General features: G+C 58.6%; 19 protein-coding genes and 2 tRNA genes. 10 read left to right on the top strand and 11 right to left on the bottom strand.

All coding sequences use genetic code 11. From position 1 onward, the window contains the following. Positions 1-294 precede the first annotated feature (294 nt). On the top strand, positions 295-1,167 hold the full coding sequence (locus AC6I1V_RS10365) for a methionyl aminopeptidase (RefSeq protein ID WP_302553360.1): 873 nt from the start codon (positions 295-297) through the stop codon (positions 1,165-1,167). A gap of 690 nt (positions 1,168-1,857) precedes the next feature. On the opposite strand, the gene AC6I1V_RS10360 is transcribed toward AC6I1V_RS10365, so the two are convergent. After that, positions 1,858-1,947: transfer RNA gene (locus AC6I1V_RS10360), tRNA-Ser, on the bottom strand. A 590-nt stretch (positions 1,948-2,537) separates the two neighbouring features. On the opposite strand from AC6I1V_RS10360, the gene qrcA reads away from it, so the two are divergent. The 7 genes from qrcA to AC6I1V_RS10325 all read left to right on the top strand — a co-directional run bounded on the left by qrcA (position 2,538) and on the right by AC6I1V_RS10325 (position 10,560). Further along, positions 2,538-3,179: a menaquinone reductase multiheme cytochrome c subunit QrcA gene (gene qrcA, locus AC6I1V_RS10355; protein WP_302553359.1), complete on the top strand. Its 642-nt coding sequence runs from the start codon at positions 2,538-2,540 to the stop codon at positions 3,177-3,179. Between the two features lie 10 nt (positions 3,180-3,189). After that, on the top strand, positions 3,190-5,307 hold the full coding sequence (gene qrcB / locus AC6I1V_RS10350; RefSeq protein ID WP_302553358.1) for a menaquinone reductase molybdopterin-binding-like subunit QrcB: 2,118 nt from the start codon (positions 3,190-3,192) through the stop codon (positions 5,305-5,307). Between the two features lie 12 nt (positions 5,308-5,319). Continuing rightward, on the top strand, positions 5,320-6,087 hold the full coding sequence (qrcC, locus tag AC6I1V_RS10345; RefSeq protein WP_302553357.1) for a menaquinone reductase iron-sulfur cluster-binding subunit QrcC: 768 nt from the start codon (positions 5,320-5,322) through the stop codon (positions 6,085-6,087). Between the two features lie 4 nt (positions 6,088-6,091). Continuing rightward, positions 6,092-7,348, top strand: coding sequence for a menaquinone reductase integral membrane subunit QrcD (qrcD, locus tag AC6I1V_RS10340; protein WP_302553356.1), 1,257 nt, complete (start codon positions 6,092-6,094; stop codon positions 7,346-7,348). Positions 7,349-7,553: 205 nt separating this feature from the next. After that, positions 7,554-8,042 carry a CvpA family protein gene (locus AC6I1V_RS10335; protein ID WP_482331783.1) on the top strand — a complete coding sequence of 163 codons (489 nt, stop codon included), beginning with the start codon at positions 7,554-7,556 and terminating at the stop codon, positions 8,040-8,042. A gap of 1,009 nt (positions 8,043-9,051) precedes the next feature. After that, on the top strand, positions 9,052-9,906 hold the full coding sequence (gene mazG, locus AC6I1V_RS10330) for a nucleoside triphosphate pyrophosphohydrolase (protein ID WP_486854318.1): 855 nt from the start codon (positions 9,052-9,054) through the stop codon (positions 9,904-9,906). Positions 9,907-10,047: 141 nt separating this feature from the next. Further along, a complete protein-coding gene (locus AC6I1V_RS10325; RefSeq protein WP_486854319.1) occupies positions 10,048-10,560 on the top strand; it encodes an adenylate kinase in 513 nt (170 codons plus the stop codon). A gap of 539 nt (positions 10,561-11,099) precedes the next feature. Here AC6I1V_RS10325 and hysA read toward each other — a convergent pair. The 9 genes from hysA to potA all read right to left on the bottom strand — a co-directional run bounded on the left by hysA (position 11,100) and on the right by potA (position 20,983). Further along, positions 11,100-12,539, bottom strand: coding sequence for a NiFeSe hydrogenase large subunit HysA (gene hysA, locus AC6I1V_RS10320; RefSeq protein ID WP_337430899.1), 1,440 nt, complete (start codon positions 12,537-12,539; stop codon positions 11,100-11,102). 98 nt (positions 12,540-12,637) lie between these two features. Beyond that, positions 12,638-13,594, bottom strand: coding sequence for a NiFeSe hydrogenase small subunit (gene hysB / locus AC6I1V_RS10315; protein ID WP_486854323.1), 957 nt, complete (start codon positions 13,592-13,594; stop codon positions 12,638-12,640). Positions 13,595-13,901: 307 nt separating this feature from the next. After that, positions 13,902-15,284, bottom strand: coding sequence for an MATE family efflux transporter (locus AC6I1V_RS10310; protein ID WP_486854320.1), 1,383 nt, complete (start codon positions 15,282-15,284; stop codon positions 13,902-13,904). Positions 15,285-15,914: 630 nt separating this feature from the next. After that, on the bottom strand, positions 15,915-16,343 hold the full coding sequence (locus AC6I1V_RS10305; RefSeq protein ID WP_486854321.1) for a YdcF family protein: 429 nt from the start codon (positions 16,341-16,343) through the stop codon (positions 15,915-15,917). Between the two features lie 54 nt (positions 16,344-16,397). Further along, positions 16,398-16,520 carry a hypothetical protein gene (locus AC6I1V_RS10300; RefSeq protein WP_486854322.1) on the bottom strand — a complete coding sequence of 41 codons (123 nt, stop codon included), beginning with the start codon at positions 16,518-16,520 and terminating at the stop codon, positions 16,398-16,400. A gap of 321 nt (positions 16,521-16,841) precedes the next feature. Then, complete coding sequence (locus AC6I1V_RS10295; RefSeq protein WP_337431765.1) at positions 16,842-17,879, bottom strand: polyamine ABC transporter substrate-binding protein; 1,038 nt, start codon at positions 17,877-17,879, stop codon at positions 16,842-16,844. Between the two features lie 356 nt (positions 17,880-18,235). Then, complete coding sequence (potC, locus tag AC6I1V_RS10290; protein ID WP_302553077.1) at positions 18,236-19,021, bottom strand: spermidine/putrescine ABC transporter permease PotC; 786 nt, start codon at positions 19,019-19,021, stop codon at positions 18,236-18,238. Further along, positions 19,021-19,890, bottom strand: a complete 870-nt coding sequence (locus tag AC6I1V_RS10285) for an ABC transporter permease (RefSeq protein WP_302553078.1) — start codon at positions 19,888-19,890, stop codon at positions 19,021-19,023. The genes potC and AC6I1V_RS10285 overlap by 1 nt, the downstream gene beginning before the upstream one ends. Continuing rightward, positions 19,877-20,983 (bottom strand): spermidine/putrescine ABC transporter ATP-binding protein PotA, encoded by a 1,107-nt coding sequence (potA, locus tag AC6I1V_RS10280; protein WP_486851183.1) that lies wholly within the window; start codon positions 20,981-20,983, stop codon positions 19,877-19,879. The genes AC6I1V_RS10285 and potA overlap by 14 nt, the downstream gene beginning before the upstream one ends. Before the next feature lie 353 nt (positions 20,984-21,336). On the opposite strand from potA, the gene AC6I1V_RS10275 reads away from it, so the two are divergent. Then, positions 21,337-21,413, top strand: a tRNA-Pro gene (locus tag AC6I1V_RS10275). 126 nt (positions 21,414-21,539) lie between these two features. On the opposite strand, the gene AC6I1V_RS10270 is transcribed toward AC6I1V_RS10275, so the two are convergent. Beyond that, positions 21,540-21,908: a cupin domain-containing protein gene (locus AC6I1V_RS10270; RefSeq protein WP_302553080.1), complete on the bottom strand. Its 369-nt coding sequence runs from the start codon at positions 21,906-21,908 to the stop codon at positions 21,540-21,542. A gap of 137 nt (positions 21,909-22,045) precedes the next feature. Between AC6I1V_RS10270 and AC6I1V_RS10265 the strand changes: the two genes are divergently transcribed. After that, positions 22,046-22,618: a hypothetical protein gene (locus AC6I1V_RS10265; protein WP_486854923.1), complete on the top strand. Its 573-nt coding sequence runs from the start codon at positions 22,046-22,048 to the stop codon at positions 22,616-22,618. The last annotated feature ends 163 nt before the right edge of the window (positions 22,619-22,781 follow it).

The following is a 22,781-nucleotide window of genomic DNA, read 5'->3' as shown; positions in this document are numbered from 1 at the left end:
TTTCCTTCCGCAACCTGCGGACGGGTACGGCGTTCCCGGAAGCGTTTCCCGTGGGCATCCGCCCTTTCCGGGCGGCGGGCACATCTCCGCAAAGGGGCTATAAATAAAGCGTGTTTCCGCGCGGATAAAAGATATATCACTATAGCTTGATATGTCAATTTAAAACAGCCCCGCCGCCGGGATTCGACAACGCGGGCCGGGCGGAGTATGCTCTGCACGCTTCCCGTGCGGGATTTCCTTCTGCTGCGCCCCCCCTTTCCCGCACGCCCCAAAGAGACTCGGAGAAAGAACACCGTGGATCAGAAACGAAACCGCAAAACACTGAGCTGGTGCGGAAGCCGCAAACGCAAGGCCGCACGCACGCCATACGACGCCCGGATCACCGAATACGCCCATCAGGGCCACCTTGTCCCGCCCCGAAGCATCCTCAAAACGCCCGAACAGATCGCGGGCATCCGTGAAAGCGGCAAGATCAATATCGCCGTGCTTGACCATGTGGCGGCGCACATCAAGGCGGGCATGACCACCGCCGAAATCGACAGGCTGGTCTTTGAAAAGACCAAGGAACTCGGCGGCGTCCCCGCCCCGCTCGGCTACCGCGGATTCCCCAAGAGCACCTGCACCTCCATCAACGAGGAAGTCTGCCACGGCATCCCCTCCGACGATGTAGTGCTCAAGGATGGCGACATCGTCAATGTGGACGTTTCAACCATCTACAACAGCTACTTTTCCGACTCCTCGCGGATGTTCTGCATCGGCACGGTCAGCAAGGAAAAGCGCCGGCTCGTGGACGTGGCCCGCGAATGCGTGGAGCTGGGCTTGCAGGAAGTGAAGCCGTGGGGCTTCCTCGGCGACATGGGGCAGGCCGTGCACGACAACGCGAAAAGGCACGGCTACAGCGTAGTCCGCGAAGTGGGCGGGCACGGCGTGGGCATCCGGTTCCACGAGGAGCCGTTCGTCAGCTACGTCACCAAGCGCGGGACGGACATGCTGCTGGTTCCCGGCATGATCTTTACCATCGAGCCGATGATCAACATGGGCAAGGATGCCGTCGTGTTGGACAAGGCCAACGGCTGGACGATCCGCACGGCGGACGGCGCACCCTCCGCACAGTGGGAAATCATGGTGCTGGTCACGGAAGACGGGCACGAGGTGCTGGCGTACTGAGCGTCCATAGGGCCGCCTTCCCGCTCCGGGCGAAGGCGGCCTTTTTCAACCGGGCTTGCAGCGTATCCGATACCGGCGGCCTTCATCCAAGAGGACAGCCCTTGTCGTGCCCCTCCCCCGCAGCGCCTGAACATTCCGCAACCCACCGATACGTCAGCTTTTCTCTTTTGATCTATCGAAAATGGCTGATGTTTTTTTCCTTGAAGTTCCAAAGGAATAACCGGCAAAATACCTCAGCTATGGATTCCAACAAGGGAAAAGTGGAGAAAAAGACTGTCTTTTCAGCGCGCTATGGAGATAAAACTGCCACATACCTGACAGAGCCTTCTCTTTCACCAGCCCGGCAGGTTGTTTTTCGCCATGCCTGCCTCCACGTGCAGGTGGCTTACCGTGTTTTGAGGGACACCCCTAAAAAAAGGAACGGCCCATAACGCTATCTCTTCAAATGGCTCCCACCAAGGGGAAATCTGGAGAAAAAGGCTGTCTTTTCACCGCGCTGTGGAGATGAAGCAGCCACATGCCTGACAGAGCCTTCTCTTTCACCGGCCCGGCAGGTTGTTTTTCGCCATGCCTGCCTCAGCGTGCAGGTGGCTTACCGTGTTTTGAGGGACACCCCTGAAAAAAGGAACGGCCCATAACGCTATCTCTTCAATAGGTTACGGGCAGCCCTGGAAAGTTCGGCTTTGAGCTTGGCGGAAGGGGAGGGATTTGAACCCCCGGACGCCTCACGACGTCAACGGTTTTCAAGACCGCCGCATTAAGCCGCTCTGCCACCCTTCCGCAGAGCCGTCCGGCAAGCGAACGGCAACTACTGAACGTCATAAAGCGGAGCGGCCCGTGGGTCAAGCGAAAACAGAGGGCTTCCCCGCAGCCGCACACCTTGTTTTTCCCTTCCTTCCCTTGCGGTTTCCGTGGGGGCTTTCGGTTTCATAAAAATCTTATACCGTTTTTTTGCATTTTTTTAGCCTTTCCAACACGGGTGATATATTGTACTGTATGACGATTTTGACAGAATTCGCATACTTCGAGAAAAAAAGCACATTTCGGACCCACCCAGAATCTCCTGAAAAAGGAATGCGTTCCGCAAGGGCGCTTTTCAGGAACCATAGCTTTTTTGATCAGGCGTTTTTGTCAGGACGGCATGTTCGGCCGACGGCGGCCGACCGGGGCCATATGTTGCCAAGCGCTTGCCATGTCTTGTGTCTTGACACGTGTTTGCCCGGTCGCCTACACCATGATGACGGTGAAAAAGCGCGCCCGTTCCCCCTTGCGGGAAAAGGGCGCCAAGGACGGTTTTCCTGTCTCATGACGTGCCGCGGCCAAGAGGCGAATGGTTTTCAGCAACACAACCATTTCAAGAGGCGAAGGGTATGGAGGATAGGCAGAACAACGCGCCTTCCCACGAGAAGGCCCGCAGTCTGGCAAAACGACTTGAATTCGGTCCCGCACCGTTCATCGTCGGTCTTGTCGTTGCGCTCGTGTTTGGCTGGTGGATTTTCCCGGAACTTTTGTTCAGCAGACAGGATCAGCCTGTGCAGTTCAGCCATGAGACGCATCTCAAAGATGCTTCCCTGGACTGTTCGGTCTGTCACCATCTCCGTGCGGACGGGACGTTCGACGCCCTGCCCTCCACGAAGGACTGTGCGGTCTGCCACTCGCAGATGCTCGGCAAAAGCAAGGCCGAACGGGTCTTCTTCAACGAATACGTCAAGAAGGGCAAGGAAGTGGACTGGAAAGTCTACCAGAAGCAACCTGACAACGTATTCTTCAGCCATGCCGTGCACTCGCTGGCGACCTGCAACAACTGTCATGAGTTCTCCGAGCGTGAGCTTTGTTCCTCGTGCCATCTCGACATGGCTTCCAGCAAAAAGCCGCCCGTGTTCCGCGAGAACAGGATCTCCGGCTACAGCCAGGACACCATGAAGATGTGGCAGTGTGAAGCATGCCATGCCAATCCCAATCACTTTGGCAGCACCAATGCCAGCAACGCGTGCTTTGTCTGCCACAAGTAAGGAGACACCAATGCTTGACAGACGAGGCTTTCTGAAATTCATCGGCGGGGCCGCCGTGGGTACGCTGGCGACTCCTGTGATCTGGAAGGGTTTGGACGATATCTCCATCTGGTCGCAAAACTGGCCGTGGATCCCTTCCCTGCAATACGGCAACAACGAAAACACGTATATCCGCACGGTCAGCAAGCTCTGCCCTTCCGCCGGGGCCACCAAAATTCGCCTCGTGGGCGGGCGTCCCGTGCGCGTCCTCAGCGATCCTGAGAGCCCGCTTGGCGGCGGCGTCACCGCGCTGGCCGCCACCGAAGTCCAGATGCGCTACAGCCCGGCCCGCCTCAAGCGGCCCCTGCTCCGCAGCCCGGACGGGGCCTACGGGGAAATCACGTGGGAAGAGGCTGAAAAGCTGCTGCTCGAAAAACTCGCCGCAGCCAAGAAACAGGCCGGGTGTGACCATGACAGCGTGGTCTGCATTTCCGGCGACGAAAACGGCACCATGAACGAGCTGCTCGCGGGCTTTGCCGCCCAGACCGGCTCAGGCCACTTCTTCGCCATGCCCAGCGATGCGCAGACCACCGCGCAGGCGTGGAGGCTCATGGGTGGGCGCGGGCGCGTCGGCTTCGACATCCCCAACAGCGACTACGTCTTCGCCGTCGGCGCCAACGTGCTGGAAACGTGGGGCCCTGTGGTCGTCAACCGCCACGCGTGGGGGCAGGCCCGTCCCGCGGGCGCCGAACCCGCCATGCGCCTGGCCTATGCCGGGCCCGTGCAGAACAACACGGCCGCGGGCGCCGATCTCTGGCTGCCCATCAAGCCCGGCACGGAACTGTTCCTGCTCCTCGGCGTCGCCCGCCAGCTCATCAAGGACGGCGTGGCCGCCCCCGCCAAAGGGCTGGATGAATTCGTGGAGCTGGTCGCCAAATGGACGCCGGAAAAGGTCTGCGCAATCACGGGCCTCATGCCCGAACGCTTCGCCGCCGTCGTCGAAGGGCTCAAGAAGGCCAAGAAGCCCCTCGTGGTCGTCGGTTCCGAGATGGATCAGGGCGGCGGCACCGCCCCCGTCCGCATCGGCATGGCGATCAACATGCTCCTCGACCGCGTGAACAAGGAAGGCGGGATGCGCGTTATCCCGTTGGCCCCCGCCGCGGTGAAAGGTTCCGCATCCTATGACGTGCTCATGCAGGGCGACCTTGTCAGCTACGCCGCTGAAATGGCGCAGGGGAACAGGCCCGAAGTGGGCGTCCTCATGATCTATGAGGCAAACCCCGTCTATGCCCTGCCCGGCAAGGACATTGAAGCCGTCTTCAAGAAAAGCGGCTTCTCGGTGGCCTTCACCTGCTTCTTCGATGAAACCGCCCGCCGCTGCGATCTCGTGCTGCCCAACGCCCTGGGCCTCGAACGCTACGACGACGTGGCCGACCCCTTCGGCTACGGCAAATTCGTCTACGCGCTGGTTCGCCCCGTGGCCGAGCCGCTCTATCAGGCGCGGCCCGCCGGCGACGTAATCATCGACATGGCCTACAAGCTCGGCATCAACCTCGGCGTTTCCGACGTCGTGACCATGCTCAAGACCAAAGCCTTCAACATGGGCGCCGACTGGGGCTCCCTGAGCGACGGCAACGTCTACGTCAGCGACATCGTGGTTCCCCAAAAGGTATTGAAAGAGCTCTTGGAGTACGGCTCAGGCTCCGAACTCTCCGCCGCCATCGAGAAGGCCGAAGCCCAAGCCTCCTCCGGCAAGGGGCTGGCCGTGGCCTTCGTGAACAAGCTTGGCCTCGGCACGCCCGAAACCGCCATCCCGCCCTTCAACACCAAGCTCATCACCAACGATGAACTGGACAAAAACGTGCTCGTCGCCGCCGTCAACGGGGCCACGCTCAAAAAGCTCGGCCTGTACGAGGGCAACCGCGTCGTCCTGACCGGCAAGGCCGGGAAGGTTATGGCGAAGATCCGCGTCTTTGAAGGCGTTACCGACGATACCGTAGCGTTGACCATGGGCTTCGGGCATACGGCTTTCGGGGAGTTCAACGACGGCAAGGGCATGGACGTTATGGCCCTCGTCACGCCCTCTTTCGAGCCCGGTTCCGGCCTCTCCGTCTGGAACGATACCCGCGTGAACGTCGCCCAAGCATAAGGATTCGTAATCATGTCCGAAGTGAAAGAATTCGACATCAAATGGACAATGGTCGTCGATCTTGACAAGTGCACGGGCTGCGGCGCCTGCATGGTGGCCTGCCAAGCCGAAAACAATGTCGCCCCCAACCCCGACGGCACGAACAAGGTCCGCTCCATCAACTGGATGAAGGTGTACCGCCTCTCCAACAATAAACCGTTCCCGGAACACGACACGGCCTACCTGCCCCGCCCCTGCATGCAGTGCGGGAAGCCCTCCTGCGTGTCCGTCTGCCCCGTCGTCGCCACCGACAAGAACGAAGAGGGCGGCATCGTCAGCCAGGTCTATCCCCGCTGCATCGGCTGCCGGTACTGCATGGCCTCATGCCCTTACCATGCCCGTTACTTCAACTGGTATGATCCGATCTGGCCGGAAGGCATGGAAAAAACCCTCACCCCGGACGTTTCCGTCCGTCCCCGCGGCGTGGTGGAGAAGTGCACCTTCTGCCATCACCGCTGGATGAAGGCCAAGGACAAGGCCATTGCCGAGGGGCGCAACCCCTACGATCTGGCCGATGGGGAATATGTGACCTCCTGCACCGAGGTATGCCCCAACGGGGCAATCTCCTTCGGCGATTCCAAGAATCCCGAACACAAGGTGTATGAGCTGATCCGGAGCCCCCACGCCTTCCGCCTTCTGGAGCGCCTGGGAACCGACCCGCAGGTGTACTACCTGAGCAAGCGCGAATGGGTGCGCCGTCAGGGCGACAACTACCTGGAAAACGAAAAGACCAAGGGGTAGGTCAATGGAAGTGAAAAACTACAACCAGCCCGTCGACGCCGCCCTCTTCCCTGAAGGGTGCCCGCGTTGTTCGCTGCTGAAATTCCTGCTGCATCTTGTTCCCGTGGCCGCGGTCGGCCTGTGGGGCGCCTATGCCGCCTTCCGCGTCCTTGCCTATGGCCTCGGCGAAACCGGCCTTGACGACTACTTCGGGTTCGGCCTCTGGATCACCTTCGACCTCGCCGTCATCGCCCTCGGCGCGGGCGCGTTCTTCACCGGCGCGCTGCGCTACCTGCTGAACATCGACGCCTTGAAGAACATCATCAACCTGACGGTCGTGGTGGGCTTCCTGTGCTACTCCGGCGCCATGCTGGTGCTCGTTCTCGACATCGGCCAGCCGCTCCGCGCATGGTTCGGCTACTGGCATCCGAACGTCCACTCCATGCTGACCGAAGTCATCTTCTGCATCACCTGCTACTGCACCGTGCTCATCATCGAGTACGTGCCTTTGGCGCTGGAAAACCGGCAGTTGGCGAAGAACAAGCTCGCCCACGCCATCGCCCACAATTTCCACCTGATCATGCCCCTGTTCGCGGGCATCGGCGCCTTCCTGTCCACGTTCCACCAAGGCTCCCTCGGCGGCATGTACGGCGTGCTTTTCGGCCGCCCCTACATCCTGCGCGACGGGTTCTTCATCTGGCCGTGGACGTTCTTCCTGTATATCCTCTCCGCCGTGGGTTCCGGCCCCATGTTCACCGTGCTCGTCTGCACGTTCATGGAAAAGCTCACCGGCCGCAGGCTCGTCTCCTGGGACGTGAAGCAGCTCATGGGCAAAATCGCCGGGACGATGTTCACCATCTACATGGTGTTCAAGCTGGCCGACACCGCCGCGTGGGTTTGGGACATCCTCCCCCGTTCCGGCATGACTTTCGATCAGATGTTCCACGGCTGGATCTACGGCAAGTGGCTCCTCTTCGCCGAGCTCGTGGTTTGCGGCGTCGTGCCCGCATACCTGCTCTTCTCGAAGAAGTGCCGCTCCAACCCGGCCCTGTTCTACCTTGGCGGCATCCTCGCCTGCGTCGGCGTGACCATCAACCGCTACGTCATGACCGTTCAGGCCCTCGCCATCCCGGTCATGCCCTTCGACACGTGGGAATTCTACACTCCCAACTGGGCCGAATGGGGCGCGTCCTTCATGGTCATTTCCTATGCGTGGCTCTGCCTTGCCATCTCTTACCGCTATCTCCCCATGTTCCCGCAGGAACGTGAGCTGAACAAGTAAAAAAGATTGGGAGGGGCGGGGAAACCTTTCTGGAGAAAGGTTCTCCCCGCCCCTCCCAAACCCTCCCCACCCCTTCCAAAGACTTTCGCGTTTCGGATCGGGGAGGCTCAAAGAGTGTTCCGCATGACGACGCTGTGATCCGCCGGATTGCAGCGTTTGCCGTACCTGCCCCCGGAACGGGGAAAACCTTCAGCCCCTTTTTCCTATGACGCTTCCTTACGACCTGAATATACTGGATGTCGTGCTGCTTTCGGTCATCGCCCTGTTTACCCTGCGCGGCGCGCTGCGCGGCTTCCTTGACGAAGTGGCGGGGCTTGTGGGCATCATCGGCGGCATATGGCTCGCCGGACGCTATTATGGCGAGCTGGGCCGCATTTTTTCCCAGTATACGACCTCCCAATGGGTCTACATCGTCGCCTATGTGCTGATCCTCTGCATGGTGATGTTCGTCATCAGCATGGCATCCCGCGCCCTCCACTCGTTCCTCAAGATGGCCTATGCCGACTGGATCAACCATGTCGCCGGGGCGGCCGTGGGCGGGCTCAAAGGCTTCCTCATCTGCGCCGTCATGGTCACCCTGCTCACCTACTTCCTCAACGACGCCGATTTCATCAGAAAATCGCGCATGATCCAGCCGATCAAGGAAACCATCGTCGTCTTCAAGCAATTCCTCCCCGAACAATATCGAAAATAACAAGGGGAGAAAAAAGAATGGGAAAGCCCCCTTCCGCAAAACGGAGGCACGGCACCAACGGCAAGGCCGAATGAAAAGGCCCTGTCATACATATGGTTGCTTCATCTCCACAGTATGGCGAAAATACAGCTTTTCCCAGTCTTCCCATTGGCGGAATCCATAGCTGGAGCAAATCAACTTTAAAGTTTTTTGCAACATTAAAGTTCGGCTCTGTTATAGTAGTTGTTTCATCTCCACAGTGCGATGAAAAATAGAGCTTTTTTTCCAGTTTTCCCCTTGGCGGGATCCACGGCTAAGGCATTTTTCCGGTTATCCCTTTGGAGTTTCAAGGAAAAAAACATCAACCATTTTCTATAACATAGCCTAAAGTTTAAGGCTCTCTCGATCCGGCATTAAACAGCGTAAATACATTGTGCCTATGCCTTTACAGCGACCGCCTGCTTCCCGCAGTCAGAAGAGCCTTTTCAGCGTGAAAACGCTCCAAGGCATTTTGCTGGCTATTCCTTTGGAACTCCAAGGAAAAAAGCATCAACCGTTTTCTATAACACAGCCTAAAGTTTAAGGCTCTCTCGATCCGGCATTAAACAGCGCAAATACATTGTGCCTATGCCTTTACAGCGACCGCCTGCTTCCCGCAGCCGGAAGAGCCTTTTCAGCGTGAAAACGCTCCAAGGCATTTTGCTGGTTATTCCTTTGGAACTCCAAGGGAAAAAGCATCAGCCATTTCCTATGGCATATGCACAGTCAATGAAAAGGCCAGCCATACCTTCCAAATGGGGTTCTTCTCTCCGCCGGAACGGACTCCCTCCGCGCAGCCTCCCCACCAATCGAAAATCTTTGGAGGATGAGAGGAGGGGGTGCGGGGGAGGGGGGAAGGAACCTTTCTTGAGAAAGGTTCCTTCCCCCCTCCCCCGCATGCTTTCCCCTTCCAGCTTGAACTCCCCGTTCTTCCGGGATATGTCTGTTGACGGCCCACATTTTCCAACTGCGAACCGAAAAGGGAAACCTCATGTCCGATACCACCACCGCGCCCGCCGCTGCCGACGCCGCCACGCAAGCCGCGCTCGAACGCCTCAATTCCGTCATCGACCGCCTCATCGCACCGGACGGCTGTCCGTGGGACAGCACGCAGACGCCGGAATCGCTGACCGAATACGTCATTGAGGAATGCCACGAACTCGTGGACGCCATCCGCTCCGGCAAAACCGCCGATATGGTCGAAGAACTGGGCGACGTGGCCTTCCTGATCCTGATGATCGGCAAGCTCATGGCCCGCGCGGGAGGCCCGTCCCTCGCCGACGCGCTTGAAGTCGAAGCCGCCAAAATGGTGCGCCGCCATCCCCATGTTTTCAGCGATACGACCTATGAAAGCCAGTCCGAACAGCTCAAGGACTGGGATCGCATCAAACGCGAGGAAAAGGCCGCTGCGGACGCCGAAGGCCCCAAGGGAACCTATGACAGCCTGCCGCGCGGCCTGCCGCCCCTGACGAAGGCCTACCGCATCCACGCCAAGGCCGACCGCGTGGGCTTCACATGGCCCGAAAACGAAGACGTCGAAAAGCAGGTTGAGGCTGAATGGCTGGAACTGCTCGATGCGATGGCTTCCGACGACGCCGAGGCCATCGAACACGAGTTCGGCGACCATATGTTCACCCTCGTCGAACTTGGCCGCCGCAAGGGGATCAAGGCGGCCCCCGCCCTGAACGCCGCCACGGAACGCTTCCTTGCCCGCTTTGAACGCATGGAGGCCCTCGCCCGCGAGCGCGGCCTTGATTTCGTCAGCCTTTCCCTCGACGACAAGGACGACCTCTGGAACGAGGCCAAAGCCGTCGAGAAGCCCGATACGAAGCCGGAACAAGAATAAACTGGAAAGGGCGGGGCCGTTTCCCGAACGCCCCGCCCTCTCCGATCAGCAAAATGCCGCCCTTTCCCCTGCCCCCTCAAAGGGGGCTTTTTGGGGGCGCAACAGCCCTCTATTTCCTTCACTTTTCCCCGGTACGATACAATGATCCTTTTGATTGCAGGCGCTTCGCATACAGGTAAAACCGTTTTAGCGCAAAGGCTGCTGGAAAAATACAACTATCCGTATTTATCCATCGACCTGCTGAAGATGGGGCTCATCAGGAGCGGAAATACCGGCCTAACGCCCGAACAGGATGAGGCTTTGCAAGCCTATCTCTGGCCGATCGTCAAAGAGATGATCAAGACAGCCATTGAAAACCGCCAAAACCTCATCGTCGAAGGCAGCTACATTCCCTTTGACTGGAAAAAAGATTTTCCTGATAGCTACTTGGAACAAATACGCTACTATTGCCTTGTGATGACGGAAGCGTATATCGAAAGCCATTTTGATGAAATCAAAAAACATGCTGACGACATTGAAGCGCGCCTTGACGATTCATGGTGCACAAAAGAGTCCGTGCTTCAAGATAACGCATACAACTTCAAGATGTGCAAGCGGCATGGCTGCAACTGCATCCTGATTGACGGCAGCTACCACGTAGACATAGAACTTTAAAAACCTATTTTTATCATCCAGTTAAACAATAAAAAAGGGCTCTGCCATATACGTGGTTGTTTCATCTCCACAGCATGGTGAAAATACAGCCTTTTTCTCCAATTTTTCCATCGGCGGAATCCGCGGTTAAGGCATTTTGCGGATTATTCCCTTAGAACTTCAAGGAAAAAAACATCAACCGTTTTCTATGACACAGCCCCAAATAATAGGGGCGGGACGCCATTCGCGGCTGCCTCGCCCCTTTTTCATGACAATATGCGGGGCCCATTACGAAGCGGTACGGCCCTCTTCCGGGGAAAGCAGAAGCACCATACGGCCTATTTCCCCAATATCTTTGAAAACGGGGACTCCCTCCGCGCCGCCTCCCCACCAGTCGAAAGTCTTGGGAGAGGAAGGGGTGGGGTTTGGGGAGGGGGAGGAGAAGCCTTTCTCCAGAAAGGTTCTCCTCCCCCTCCCCAATTCTTATACCACGCTTAATCCATGTTGATGACGGCAACCTTGCCGGTTTCGGCGTGCAGCACGTGCACGGCACAACCCAGTCACGGGTCAAAGGCGCGGATGAGCCGCGCTATGTTGACGGGATTTTCAATATCCGGCACGGGCACGCCGATGAGGGCTTCCTCAAGAGCGCCGCGCATGCCGGTATCGCTGCGGGGAGCGCAGTTCCAAAGGGTCGCGGACACGATCTGATAGTTGGCGATCTTGCCGTTGCGAACCTTGGTGAAGTGCATCAGCGAACCGCGAGGCGCTTCGGTAAAGCCGAACCCTTCGGAATCCTTCATCACCGGCATGGAGAACGTCTCCTCGTCGGGATGCACTTCCTTGAGGAAGCGCTCGATGACGTCCAGCATGAGATAGGCTTCTTCAGCGCGGGCCACGTGGCGGCCAAGCAGCGAGAAGGCAAGATCTTCGCCCATGTCGCGGAAGTTCTTCACGTCGAGGCCGAAATACTCCTTGAACAGCTTCTGGCCGATGGGCGAAATGGGCTTGTTGTTCACCCACATACGCGCCAACGGGCCGACTTCCATAGGCTTCCCGTTGTACAGGGGGGCCTTCACGAAGCTGTACGCGCCCTTCTTGTCCACTTCGAGGACGTTTTCACCCTTGGTAAAGGGCTTGCCGGAGGTGGAGTCCGCAAACCACGAATACTTGACGTCTTCGGTGACCTTCTTCACGTCGAAGGGCATGTCCTTGCCGTCCTGATAGGCCCCGGCCTTGAACACGAATTCCTTGCCCTCGTCGTCCAGCGGGAACACGCCCACGCACAGCGCGTTGCGGTATCCCTGCCCGAACGTCCCAAGATCCTTGTACTGGCTGCCGACGAGATACACCACGGGGAGGTACTTTTCCTCGACGAACTTGCGAACCTTCTTGAAGCGGGCCGCGTATTCGACGAGCTTTTCCTTCGTGGGGATTTCAGAAGCGCCGCCGGCGAGGATGCCGTGCACGTGGGGCATACGGCCGCCGAAAAGCGCGACCATCTCATGGCACACGGCGCGCACTTCCAACGCTTCGACGTACTGGTCGACGCCCACGGCGTTGATGGCCGGGGGAAGGCGCAGATCCGGCTTGGCGTAGCGCGGCATGAACGGGGCGGTGTCCGGCCCCTGAATGAAATCCTGCCCCGCCAGATGGTAAAAATGCAGGATGTGCGACTGGAGGTAGTTCGCGCCGAGGATCAGGTTGCGGGTGGCGCGGCCGTTGCTCGGAACCGCGGTGCCGCTGGCCTTTTCCAGCGCGATGCTGGCGGCGGTGGCGTGGGCGGTAGGGCACACGCCGCAGATGCGCTGCACGATCTGCGCGGCGTCGCGCGGATGGCGCCCCCGCAGGATGGATTCAAAACCACGGTACATGCCGCCGGTCAGCTTCGCATCGACGACCTTGCCGTTTTCAACCACGACCTCGGCCTTGAGATGGCCTTCGATGCGGGTCACCGGATCAATGGCAATCGTGGTTTTCTTCTGGGTAACTTCTGCCATAAAGTGGCTCCTCAAAAGCGACTGGAACGGGAAAGCCCGTTCAGAGTGTCAGATAAGCGCAACCCCGGAGGATTGCCGCCTCCCGGCCGGAAAACGGCCTAGTTGACGTAGAAGGGGGACTGCCCGTCGGGGAAGGTCGGGGAGGTACAGCCGATGCACGTTGCGTTGTTGACGCACCAGTTGACCCCGTTGTTCCATTTGCGCTCGAAGGAGTCGCAGGCGCTCCGGGGCCCCTTGCAGCCCATGCTGAAGCGGCAGCCGTCCTTGTCGCTCATGGTCTTGACCATGTGCCCGGCTTCAAAGGCGCTCAGATGGGGGCAGTTCATGTGCACGTTCTTGTAGAACGCCTTCGGGCGGCCGTTGGCGTCGAGCCCCTGCTTGACCAGCAGGCCGAGCGTGTTGGTGGCAAGCGCCTGAAGGCCGAGGCCGATGGTGCCCACGATCCAGTCGGGATGCGGCGGGCAGCCGGGGATGTTGATGACGGGGGCGGGGATGCCTTCCTTCTTGAGGAACGCGGCAACGCCCATAGCGCCGGTCTCGTTGCCCTTCCCGGCGGGGATGCCGCCGTAGGCCGCGCAGGTGCCCACGGCGAGCACGGCGGCGGCGTTGGCGGCCAGCACCTTGGTCACTTCGGTCATGGTCACTTCATAGTGGCCGGCTTCCGCCACCACGCAGCACTTGCCGTCATGCGCCACGGGCACGGCGCCCTCAACGGCGAAAATGAACTTGCCCTTGAACTTCTCGGCGACGCGCATCATGTGCTCATACGCGCCCTCGCCTTCAGCGGCCATGACGGTGGGATGGAATTCAAGGCTGATGATTTTGAGCAGCACGTCGGCGATGCTCGGATGCGTGCTGTTCAGCAACGTGACCGAACAGCCCGTGCATCCCTGCCCCTGAACCCAGAAAACGGGAGGACGTTCGCCGGTAAGCGTCTGGGCAAAGGCCTCGTGGATGGCGGGGTGAAACATTTGGGAAACCCCGAACCCGGCCACCGTGCCCGAACACAGTTTGACGAAATCTCGTCTGGAAAGAGCCATTCCTGCCTCCTTGATAAAGGCATGTTGATACGATGGATAGCGAGGAATGCTGCACAACGCGCGCTCTGAGGACGGACAGAATGCGGCCTACAGCAAAAGATTATAATCGTATTATACAGAGGCCGGAATTGTGTCAATCAAAACAGGGTGAAACGTGCCACTTATCATTTTTTAGTAACACCATTGATGCTGCAACCATGCAACATCACCAACAATGTGCGTTTTAGGACAAGCCCATCAGACCGTATGGCCCAAGAAACGCAGGCTGCCGCACTGCCGATGCAGACCGGTGTCCGCCGCATCCCGCCACACGGCTCAGCGCCTACGGATTTTTCCCATCCCGTGCCGCCCGCCCAAGGCTGCGGGGCGCCCTGCGCTCCGTGAACTGCTTCCGGCTGGCCGCAAAAATCAAGCTCGCCACGACCAGCGTACACATTTCCGCCAACGGTATGGCTACGTAAATGCCTGCATTGCCGAACAGCCCCGGCAACAGCCACAGGAAGCCCACCGGGAAAAGCAGGCTGCGCATGAGGGCCACAGCAGCGGACGCCGCAGCCATATGCAGCGCCGTGAAGAAGCTCGCCAAAGCCATGTTCAGGCCGCTGAACAAGAAAGCCAGCTTGAACCAGTCGATGAAATCCAGCGTCACCGCCACAACCTTTTCCTCATCGGGCAGGAAGATCTTCAACAGCACTTCCGGGTACAGGGCGAACACGCCGTACAGCATGAGCCCGATGCCGAAGACCATACTCAAGGCCAGCCCAAGGAACCGGCGGGCGCGGGCGAAGTTCCGGGCCCCGAAATTGGCGCTTACCAACGGGGACAGGGAATCGCTGATGGCGTAGGACACGGAGGCCCCAAACCATGCGGCGTAATTGATGATGGTAAACGCCGCCACGCCATAGGAACCGATCCGGGCAAGCAGGATCCAGTTGATGAACAGGATCACCAAGCCAATCGACGCCTCATTGATCAGTTCGGAAACGCCGTTCCAGCAGGCCAGCCCGACTTCCTTCCACGCACCAATCGTGCGGGTAAAACGGCATCTCGCCTCAGGAGTGAAAAAGTGCAGGCACAAAAGCCCCGTCGTGACGGTATAGGCGATGCCGGTGGCGTAGGCCGCACCCTCAACGCCCATGCCAAGCATGGAAATGAATACGGCGTCCAGAATGATGTTGATGAGGGCGCTCAGCATAAGCCCGGCGGAAGCCAGGGCGGGTTTCCCGTTCACGCGGACGAAATACGAGAGCGCAAGCCCGCAAGGGATCATCGGCCCGAAAAACAAGAGGCCGCGCAGGTAGGCTTCGGCGGGCCCCCTCAGCTCTTCGTCCGCCCCAAGAAAATCCACCAGCCCTCCGCTGAACAGCAGCATGCCCACCGATGCGGCGGCGCCGATGAACAGCAGGAAAAGCATCGTCTTCGTGAAAATAGCGGAAGCCGCTTCCGGCCTCTTCTCGCCAAGATATTTCCCGGCCCGAACCGCCCCGCCCGACGCAAGCATGACGCCCACCCCGAAAAACAGGGAAAACATCGGCATGACAAGGTTGAGGGCCGCCAAAGGCATCGCCCCGACATAGCGGCCCACGAAAAAGCCGTCCACTATCGCCGCCGAAGACTGGAGCAGCATGGCCAACGTCCACGGGATGCAGTAACGCAAAAAAGTCCGCACCAGAGGGCCGTGGAGCATGAGATCCAATCCGTGCATAACTTTCCTTCAAACAAAAAAGATTGCGGCGTATGAACTGCGGAAGCCCTCTCAGAGAAGGACGCCCTCCCCTCCAAGAAGCCCCGGCAACAGGGCACAGGACGACAAAAGCCCGTCCCACTGATCCGTATGGAAGACGGATACGGCGCTTGTCGGGCATCCCTGCCCATACAAAGGCAGCAGCCCCTTTCAAAAACGCCTATCCGCTCACTCCGACCGTGCTCACCTAGGCCGTGCCGTCATTTTACATAGAACCATTTGAAAACATTAAAACAACATCTTGTGACCCGATAAATAATTAAAATAATTTCAATAGGTTATATCAAATTAACGACACAACCTGACAAAAGATCACGCTCTTTTCAGAATACGCCATTTGTTGCGGGGTGGAAACCGGGCTATGCCATGAAAACAGCATGGCACTCCCAATTAGTACGTATAAGGATTATCCTTACACGGACTAATTGGCAAGAAAAAAGTTCCCCGGCCGATGACAGGCGCCAGCCCATAACAAAAGCCTCCGGTGTGCGCGGAGGCCCCCCGCCGATGGGAAAACCGGATAAAAAGGCTGTAAAAAGCCCCCGGTGTAGGCGGAGGCCCCTTTCAACAGCGATCCTTTCCGGTGCGGCATCAGACTATGCCGTAGCGCACCATATACCAAAGCGTCTTGACGTATTCCGAAAAAATATACCCCATCTCATAGATGCGGAACCGGGCCGTAAAGGTTGCCCCCGCATGGACGGGATGCACCCCGAACGCCACTTCGGGCCAAACGTCCCGGAACACCGTAAGCGCCCGCCTGCTGTGGAACCAGCTCGTCACCAGCATGATGGAACGGGGATGCGTGGCTTCCAGCGCCCCTTTGGTCAAAACGGCGTTTTCATACGTGCTGCGGGATTGGCCCTCATAGGCCGCATCCGGCACGCCCGCCATGCCGAGCCGCCGGGCGATAAGCCCACCGTCGCCGGAGCCCGTCACAAAAACTTTCGGGGCAACGCCCCGATGATACAGCTCCGCCGCGCCGATCACGCGCTGCCCGGATTCCCCTCCAAGCACCACGATCACATCCGCATGTTCCAACGGTACGTCAACATACAGCCACGCTTCCGCCCGCTAAATCAGCACCGCCCCGATCAGCAAAGCGGCAACCGCCAGCCTGCCGATCGCCCCATACCATCCCTGCCCCATCCCCCGCTCCCTGCCGAGCGCCGGATATGCCTTCCTTTTCCCGAACATGCTCCCCCACAAAAAAACAGCCCCTATCCAGCCCACCCCCCTGCATGGGGGCAACAACGGCACACGCCTTTGGAGGAGAGGGGAAATTGAAGGGAGAGGCCCCTTTCCAGAAGGCTGTGTTCTAGAAAATGGTTGATGCTTTTTTCCTTGAAGTTCCACAGGGATAACCGAAAAAATGCCTTAGCCCTGTATTCCGCCAAAAGGAAAACCGGAGAAAAAGGCTGTATTTTCACCGCACTGTGGAGATGAAACAACCACAAACCATAACAGAGCCTTCCAGAAAAAGCCCCCCCAATGCAATCTTCATCAACCCTGCCGCAATCAGTCTCCGGCCTTGAGCTGTTCCCAATACTTTTCGTACAGTTCGCGGGCCTTGCCCACATTGACGGTCACTTCACCCTTGGCGAGCTCTTCCGGGTCCAGCACTATGACCTTGCTTTCGGCGTATTCGGGCTCAAGGATCTTTTCGGCGGCCTTGTTCGGCGTGGAGTAGTTGAACTCTTCCACGCACAGCTTGGCAACCTCAGGGCGCATCAGGTAGCTGATGAACTTGTAGGCGTTTTCCTTGTGCTCGGCCCCGGCGGGGATGGCGAAGTTGTCGAGCCAGATCAACATCCCTTCTTCGGGCACGATGAACTCAAGGTCGGGGTTTTCCTGCATGGCGATGAAGGCGTCACCGTTCCACGACAGCCCGGCCACCACTTCCTCGCTGATGAAGGCCTGCTTGGTGGCGGTCACGTCGAACACGCGCACGGACGGCTTGAGGGCCTTCAGCCATTCATAAGCGGCCTTAATCTCATCGGGGTTGGTGCTGTTGATGGAGTAGCCGCACGCCTTCAAGCCCACGCCGAACGTATCGCGCAGGTCATCGGAAAGCAGCACCCTGCCCTTGAACTCAGGCCGGGCGAGATCCTTCCAGCTCTTGATGGTGGAGACGTCCACGGCCTTCTTGTTCACGAGCAGCCCCACCGTGCCCCACATATAGGGGATGGTCAGGACATTGCCCTTGTCGAAGGGCTGGTTCAGCGAGGCCGGATCAAGGTTGCCGAGGCCCTCAATCTTGCTCTTGTCCAGCTTGGCGAGGAGGTTATCCTGCGCCATCACTTCCACGAAGTACCCGGAAGGGATGACCAGATCGTACCCCTTGGCCCCAAGCAGTTTGAGCTTCGCGTACATGGCCTCGTTGGATTCATAGGTGGAAAGCACCACCTTGATGCCTGTCTCTTTCGTGAAGCCATTGACGACTTCCTGCGGAATGTATTCCGACCAGCTGAACACGTTCAGTTCCTTCGCCTCTTCCGCAAAAACCGGAGAAGCGGCGATCAGCAGCGCGACAAGCGCAACGAGGAGTTTTTTCACGCGAGTTCCTTATAAGGTTGAAGGTACTTAGGAATGTGGGGGAGGGGAGAGGGAACCTTTCTGAAGAAAGGTTCCCTCTCCCCTCCCCCACGCCCCCACCTCTCTCCCTCCCAAGACTTTCGTCTTTTTGGGACGGGGCGGCGAGGAGGCCATGCCTGAAAGGATAAGCGTCTTCCCGAGAAAAGAAAACAGGCTGCGCAACGGAACTCCCGCCGCACGGCCCGCATGCCAGCCGTATTTTTCAAACAGGGATTCAATAAACGCAAAAGTCTTTGGAAAGGGAGGGATGGGGTTTGGGGAAGGGAGGGAAAAGCTTTTCTTCAGAAAAGTTTTCCCTCCCTTCCCCAATCCATTCATCAACCCCGCTTCCTCAAACTTTTCCTGGGCCGCGAGAGGCAGAAGGCCAGCACGACGAGGGCGATGGTGACGCAGAACATGATGGCGGAAAGCGCGTTGACGTCCGGCTTCACGCCGAGCCGCACCATCGAGTAGATGCGCAGGGGCAGCACCTCAAACGTCGGCCCGGCCACGAAAAAGCTGATCAGCACGTCGTCCATAGACAGCGTGAACGCCAAGAGCCACCCCGCGACCACGGCGGGCATGATCACCGGCAGGATCACATAGCGGAACGCCTGCGCCTCAGTCGCCCCAAGATCGCGGGCCGCCTCCACCAGATGCTCGTCGAACTCGGCCAGACGCGCCAGCACGGTCAACGCCACGAACGGCAGGCCGAGCGTCGTATGGGCGATGAGCATGGAGACAAACCCAAGCGGCAGCTTCACGCTGATGAAAAAAATGAGCAGAGAAATCCCCATGACCATCTCCGGCGAGACGGTCAGGACATACAGGGAGGCGTGCAGAAGCTGGCGGCCCGGAAATTCGGTGCGTTTGAGGCACAGCGCGGCGAGGACGCCGAGCAGCGTCGCCAGCGAAGCCGCCAACGCCGCAACGGAAAGCGTATTCACCACCGCGTCGATCAACGCGGCGTTGCCGAAAAGCTGGCCGTACCACTTGAGCGTGAAGCCCTTCCAGTTCGAGGTGTATTTCGCGGCGTTGAAGGAATAAACGATCACCACAAAGATGGGCAGGAACAGGAACGCGTAGACGATCCACAGCCACAGTTTGCCGAGCTTCCGCATCATCACGCCACCTCATCCATGCGGTCGCGCGAGGCGGCCTTGCGGTTGGCCATCCGATATACCACGATGAGCAGGGCCAGCAGCAACGTCAAAATGGTGCTCGCCGCCGCGCCGAGCGGCCAGTCGCGGGCCACCATGAACTGGTTCTTGATGAAGTTGCCGATGAGCATGCTCTTGGCCCCGCCGAGGATTTCAGGGATGTAGAACGCCCCAAGCGAAGGCAGGAAGACGAGCATCGAACCCGCGATGATGCCGGGCAGGGTCAGCGGGAGCGTGACGTGCCAGAATGACTGGAAGCCGTTGGCCCCCAGATCCCGCGCCGCGTCAAGCAGGCGGCTGTCCAGCTTTTCGATGGATGCGTACAGCGGCAAGACCATGAACGGCAGGAACGTGTACAGGATGCCCATAAACACAGCGAAATCGCCGTACATGAAGGACACGGGCCGTTCCGTAACCCCAAGCCACACCAGCAACGTGCTGATGAGCCCGTTGGCCTTGAGAATCAGGATGAGCGCATAGGTACGGATAAGCGAATTCGTCCAGAACGGAATGATGACCAGCAGGAGCAGCCACGGCTTCAGCCTGGCTCCGGCACGGGCGATCCGGTAGGCGAACGGATAGCCCACCAGCAGGCACGCCAGCGTGCTCATGAAGGCCAGCCATAAGGATTCCCACAGGATTTTCAGGAACGTGGGATCGAGCAGGCGCAAATAGTTGTCCAGCGTGAACTGCGGCAATACGAAATCCTGCTCGCCGCGCGTCAGCACCGTCACCACCAGAAGGCCGATATTCGGCAGCAACGCGAACAGCATCAGCCACAGCGCCGTGACGCCGATGGAAAAACGATTGAAAAAGGCCCTAGTCTGCTTCATACGGCAACACCACTTCCCAGCCGTCAACCCAAGTCACGGCAACGCGCTCCCCGCGGTTGTAGCTGATTTCCGCGTCGTCCTCATTGAAGAACTCGGCGACGGAAAGGGTCTCGCCGCAGTCGAGGGCGATGGAAATGTCCACGGTAGCCCCCTTATAGACGGTTTCCTCAATGCGTCCAGTGAGGTACGGCCCTTCGGGACGCTCGTCGTCATGCGCATAGACGCGGATGTCCTCAGGCCGCAAAAGCACGTTCACCCGATCCCCCGCCGCGAACGAACGCGACGTGCGCAGGGTGAAGCGGCGGCCGCTGATGTCCGCGATATAGATGCCCTCTCCGGGCACGGACATGATCCGCGCGGGCAGGATGTTGATCTCCCCGACGAAGCGGGCGACGTACAGGTTGGCCGGTTCCTCGTAGATTTCCTGAGGCGTGCCGATCTGTTCGATGCGGCCCTGATTCATGACCACAACGCGGTCGGACATGGCAAAAGCCTCTTCCTGATCGTGGGTCACGAACACGAAGGTGATGCCGAGGCGTCGCTGGAGGCGTTTGATCTCAAGCTGCATGGCGCGCCGCAGCTTGTAGTCGAGGGCGCTGAACGGCTCGTCGAGGAGCAGCACCAGCGGCTTGTTGACCACGGCGCGGGCAATGGCCACACGCTGCTGCTGGCCGCCGGAAAGCTGGTGCGGGCGGCGATCCGCGTACTGTTCGAGGTGCACCATGCGCAGGGCTTCCAGCACCCTGCCCTCGATCTCGCTTTTCGGGCAGGACTGCATCCGAAGCCCGAAGGCCACGTTGTCGCGCACGGTCATATGCGGGAACAGCGCGTAATTCTGAAACACGGTATTGACCTGGCGGCGCTCCGGCGGGACGCCGTTCATCCGCTGCCCGGCGATGGACACGTCTCCCCGATCCGGGGTCTCGAAGCCCGAAAGGATCCGCAGAATGGTCGTCTTGCCGCAGCCGGAAGGCCCAAGGAGGGTCAGAAACTCGCCGTTGCTGATGCTCAGATCAATGCCCTCAAGCGCGCGAGTGTCCTCAAAAGATTTGTCCACGCCCCTCAACTCAATGATATTGTCCTGTCCGGCCATTCTTCCCGACTGCCTCCGTATCCTTGTATGGAAGGGCGCGCGTCCCCGAACGGAATCGCCGCACATCAGCCATTCACGGTTCCGCCCGTCCTTCAGCACAGATTCTTGCGAAAAAGCCTTCAGCGGCTTGTCCGGGCAGCCCGTCAGGACTCCCGAAGGCTGTCTCAGGACCTTCTCTTTCACGCATCCTCTACATGAGGCGGGTCAAAGGGTCAAGAAAAGCCCCATCCTTGATTTTTCGTATAACCTATTGTCTATACATATTTTATCAAAACAGCCCCTTTCCTTTTTTCCACAAGGGCCAAAAAAATGCTTGTCTTTCGTTTTGGTTCGGGCTAAGAAGGGCTTCTTCACGGGATGTGGCTCAGTCTGGTAGAGCGCTGCGTTCGGGACGCAGAGACCGCGCGTTCAAATCGCGCCATCCCGACCATTCAGAGCTTAAGGGTTTGCTTCACGGCAAACCCTTTTTTTATGCCCAATGCGCGGCGCAAAAAAAGGAATCCTTCCCTATGAAGAATTCCCTCTTCGGCACCGAAACCCGCCGCAGGCCGACGCCTCAGATCGCGTCGGCAATGATCGACTGCGGGGCCAGCAGATCCGCGTGGATAGCCAGCCAGATGCACGGGGAGCTGGTGTAAACCACCCGATGTTTCCTGCGCTTAGGCAGAAACAACGAATCCCCCTTTTTCAGCCCCACTTCCTCGCCATCCATGTAGTGCAGGCGGGCTTCGCCCTCAAGCACCACGACCCATTCATCCAGATCCTGATCATACCATTCGCCTTCGGGAGTGACCTGCCCGTTGGAGACGATGCGTTCCACGCGGATGCTGCCCGCACCCGTCGCAAGGGTCTCGAAAAGTTCCGGCTCTTCAAGAGGGGGATACGCGTCCTTATCTACAAAAAGGATGTTACGTTTTCCGTCCATAGTCATACCTCCACCCGCACCTATAGGCCCCGCATCCCTTTCTGTCCATGCCGGTATTTATCATTTTCAACCCTCCGCCGGCGGGTATACGCCTTGGAAGAAGAATGCGGCCCCAATCTCTACGGATGGAGGAAAACATGCGATTCGGTTATACGCTGCTCGTGGCGGGAGCCCTCTCCCTTGGCATCGGCATCCAAGCCCAAGCCGACAATTTCCTTTCCCATAAAGCGGGAAACGTCACCATCAGCCTCCCTTCCGGCTGGGAAGTCCTTCCCAAGGGCATTCTGAAACAGCTCTCCCAAGAGAATGGCCCTGAAATCCTGCTTCTGGCACAAGGCCCTACGGACGATTTCCTTAAACTGAGCATCATCAGAAACCCCGATCCCCTCACACAGGAAGCCTTCCTCAAGCAAGATGCCGCACAAACGGAAAAGCGCTGTGAGGAACTCATCGGCAAACTGGAAAGCCAGCTTGGCACAGGCAAAGCCGAAGCCACATGCGGCAAGGCCGAGAATGGCGGCGTCGCCGCCCTCGCCGCCCAGATGACCATCCCCGCCCAGGATGACCGCCCGGAACTCATCAACATGACATGGGCCTACCCCAATGGGGACAAGGGCGTGATTGCAAACGCCATGTTCCTGAAGAAGGACGCCGGGAAGTACGAGGCCGACCTCAAAAAAGCCCTCCAGTCCGTCAAGTTCGACAACTAAAGGGCCTCACGGCATCCCCTGCCGTACTTTGAAGATTCCAGCGCGGCCTTTCCACTGCACACCCTTTCCACCCTATGCGCCGCCCCCGGATACCTAAAAAACGCTTCAGTGTCCGATCCCCACCGGATACTGAAGCGTTTTCCTTTTCCAAGACACATCGGCG

The sequence above is a fragment of the Bilophila sp. T19-St14 genome, from assembly GCF_059728385.1.
Note: the sequence above shows the minus strand (reverse complement) of the source record. Positions and strands in the feature narration are given on the sequence as shown.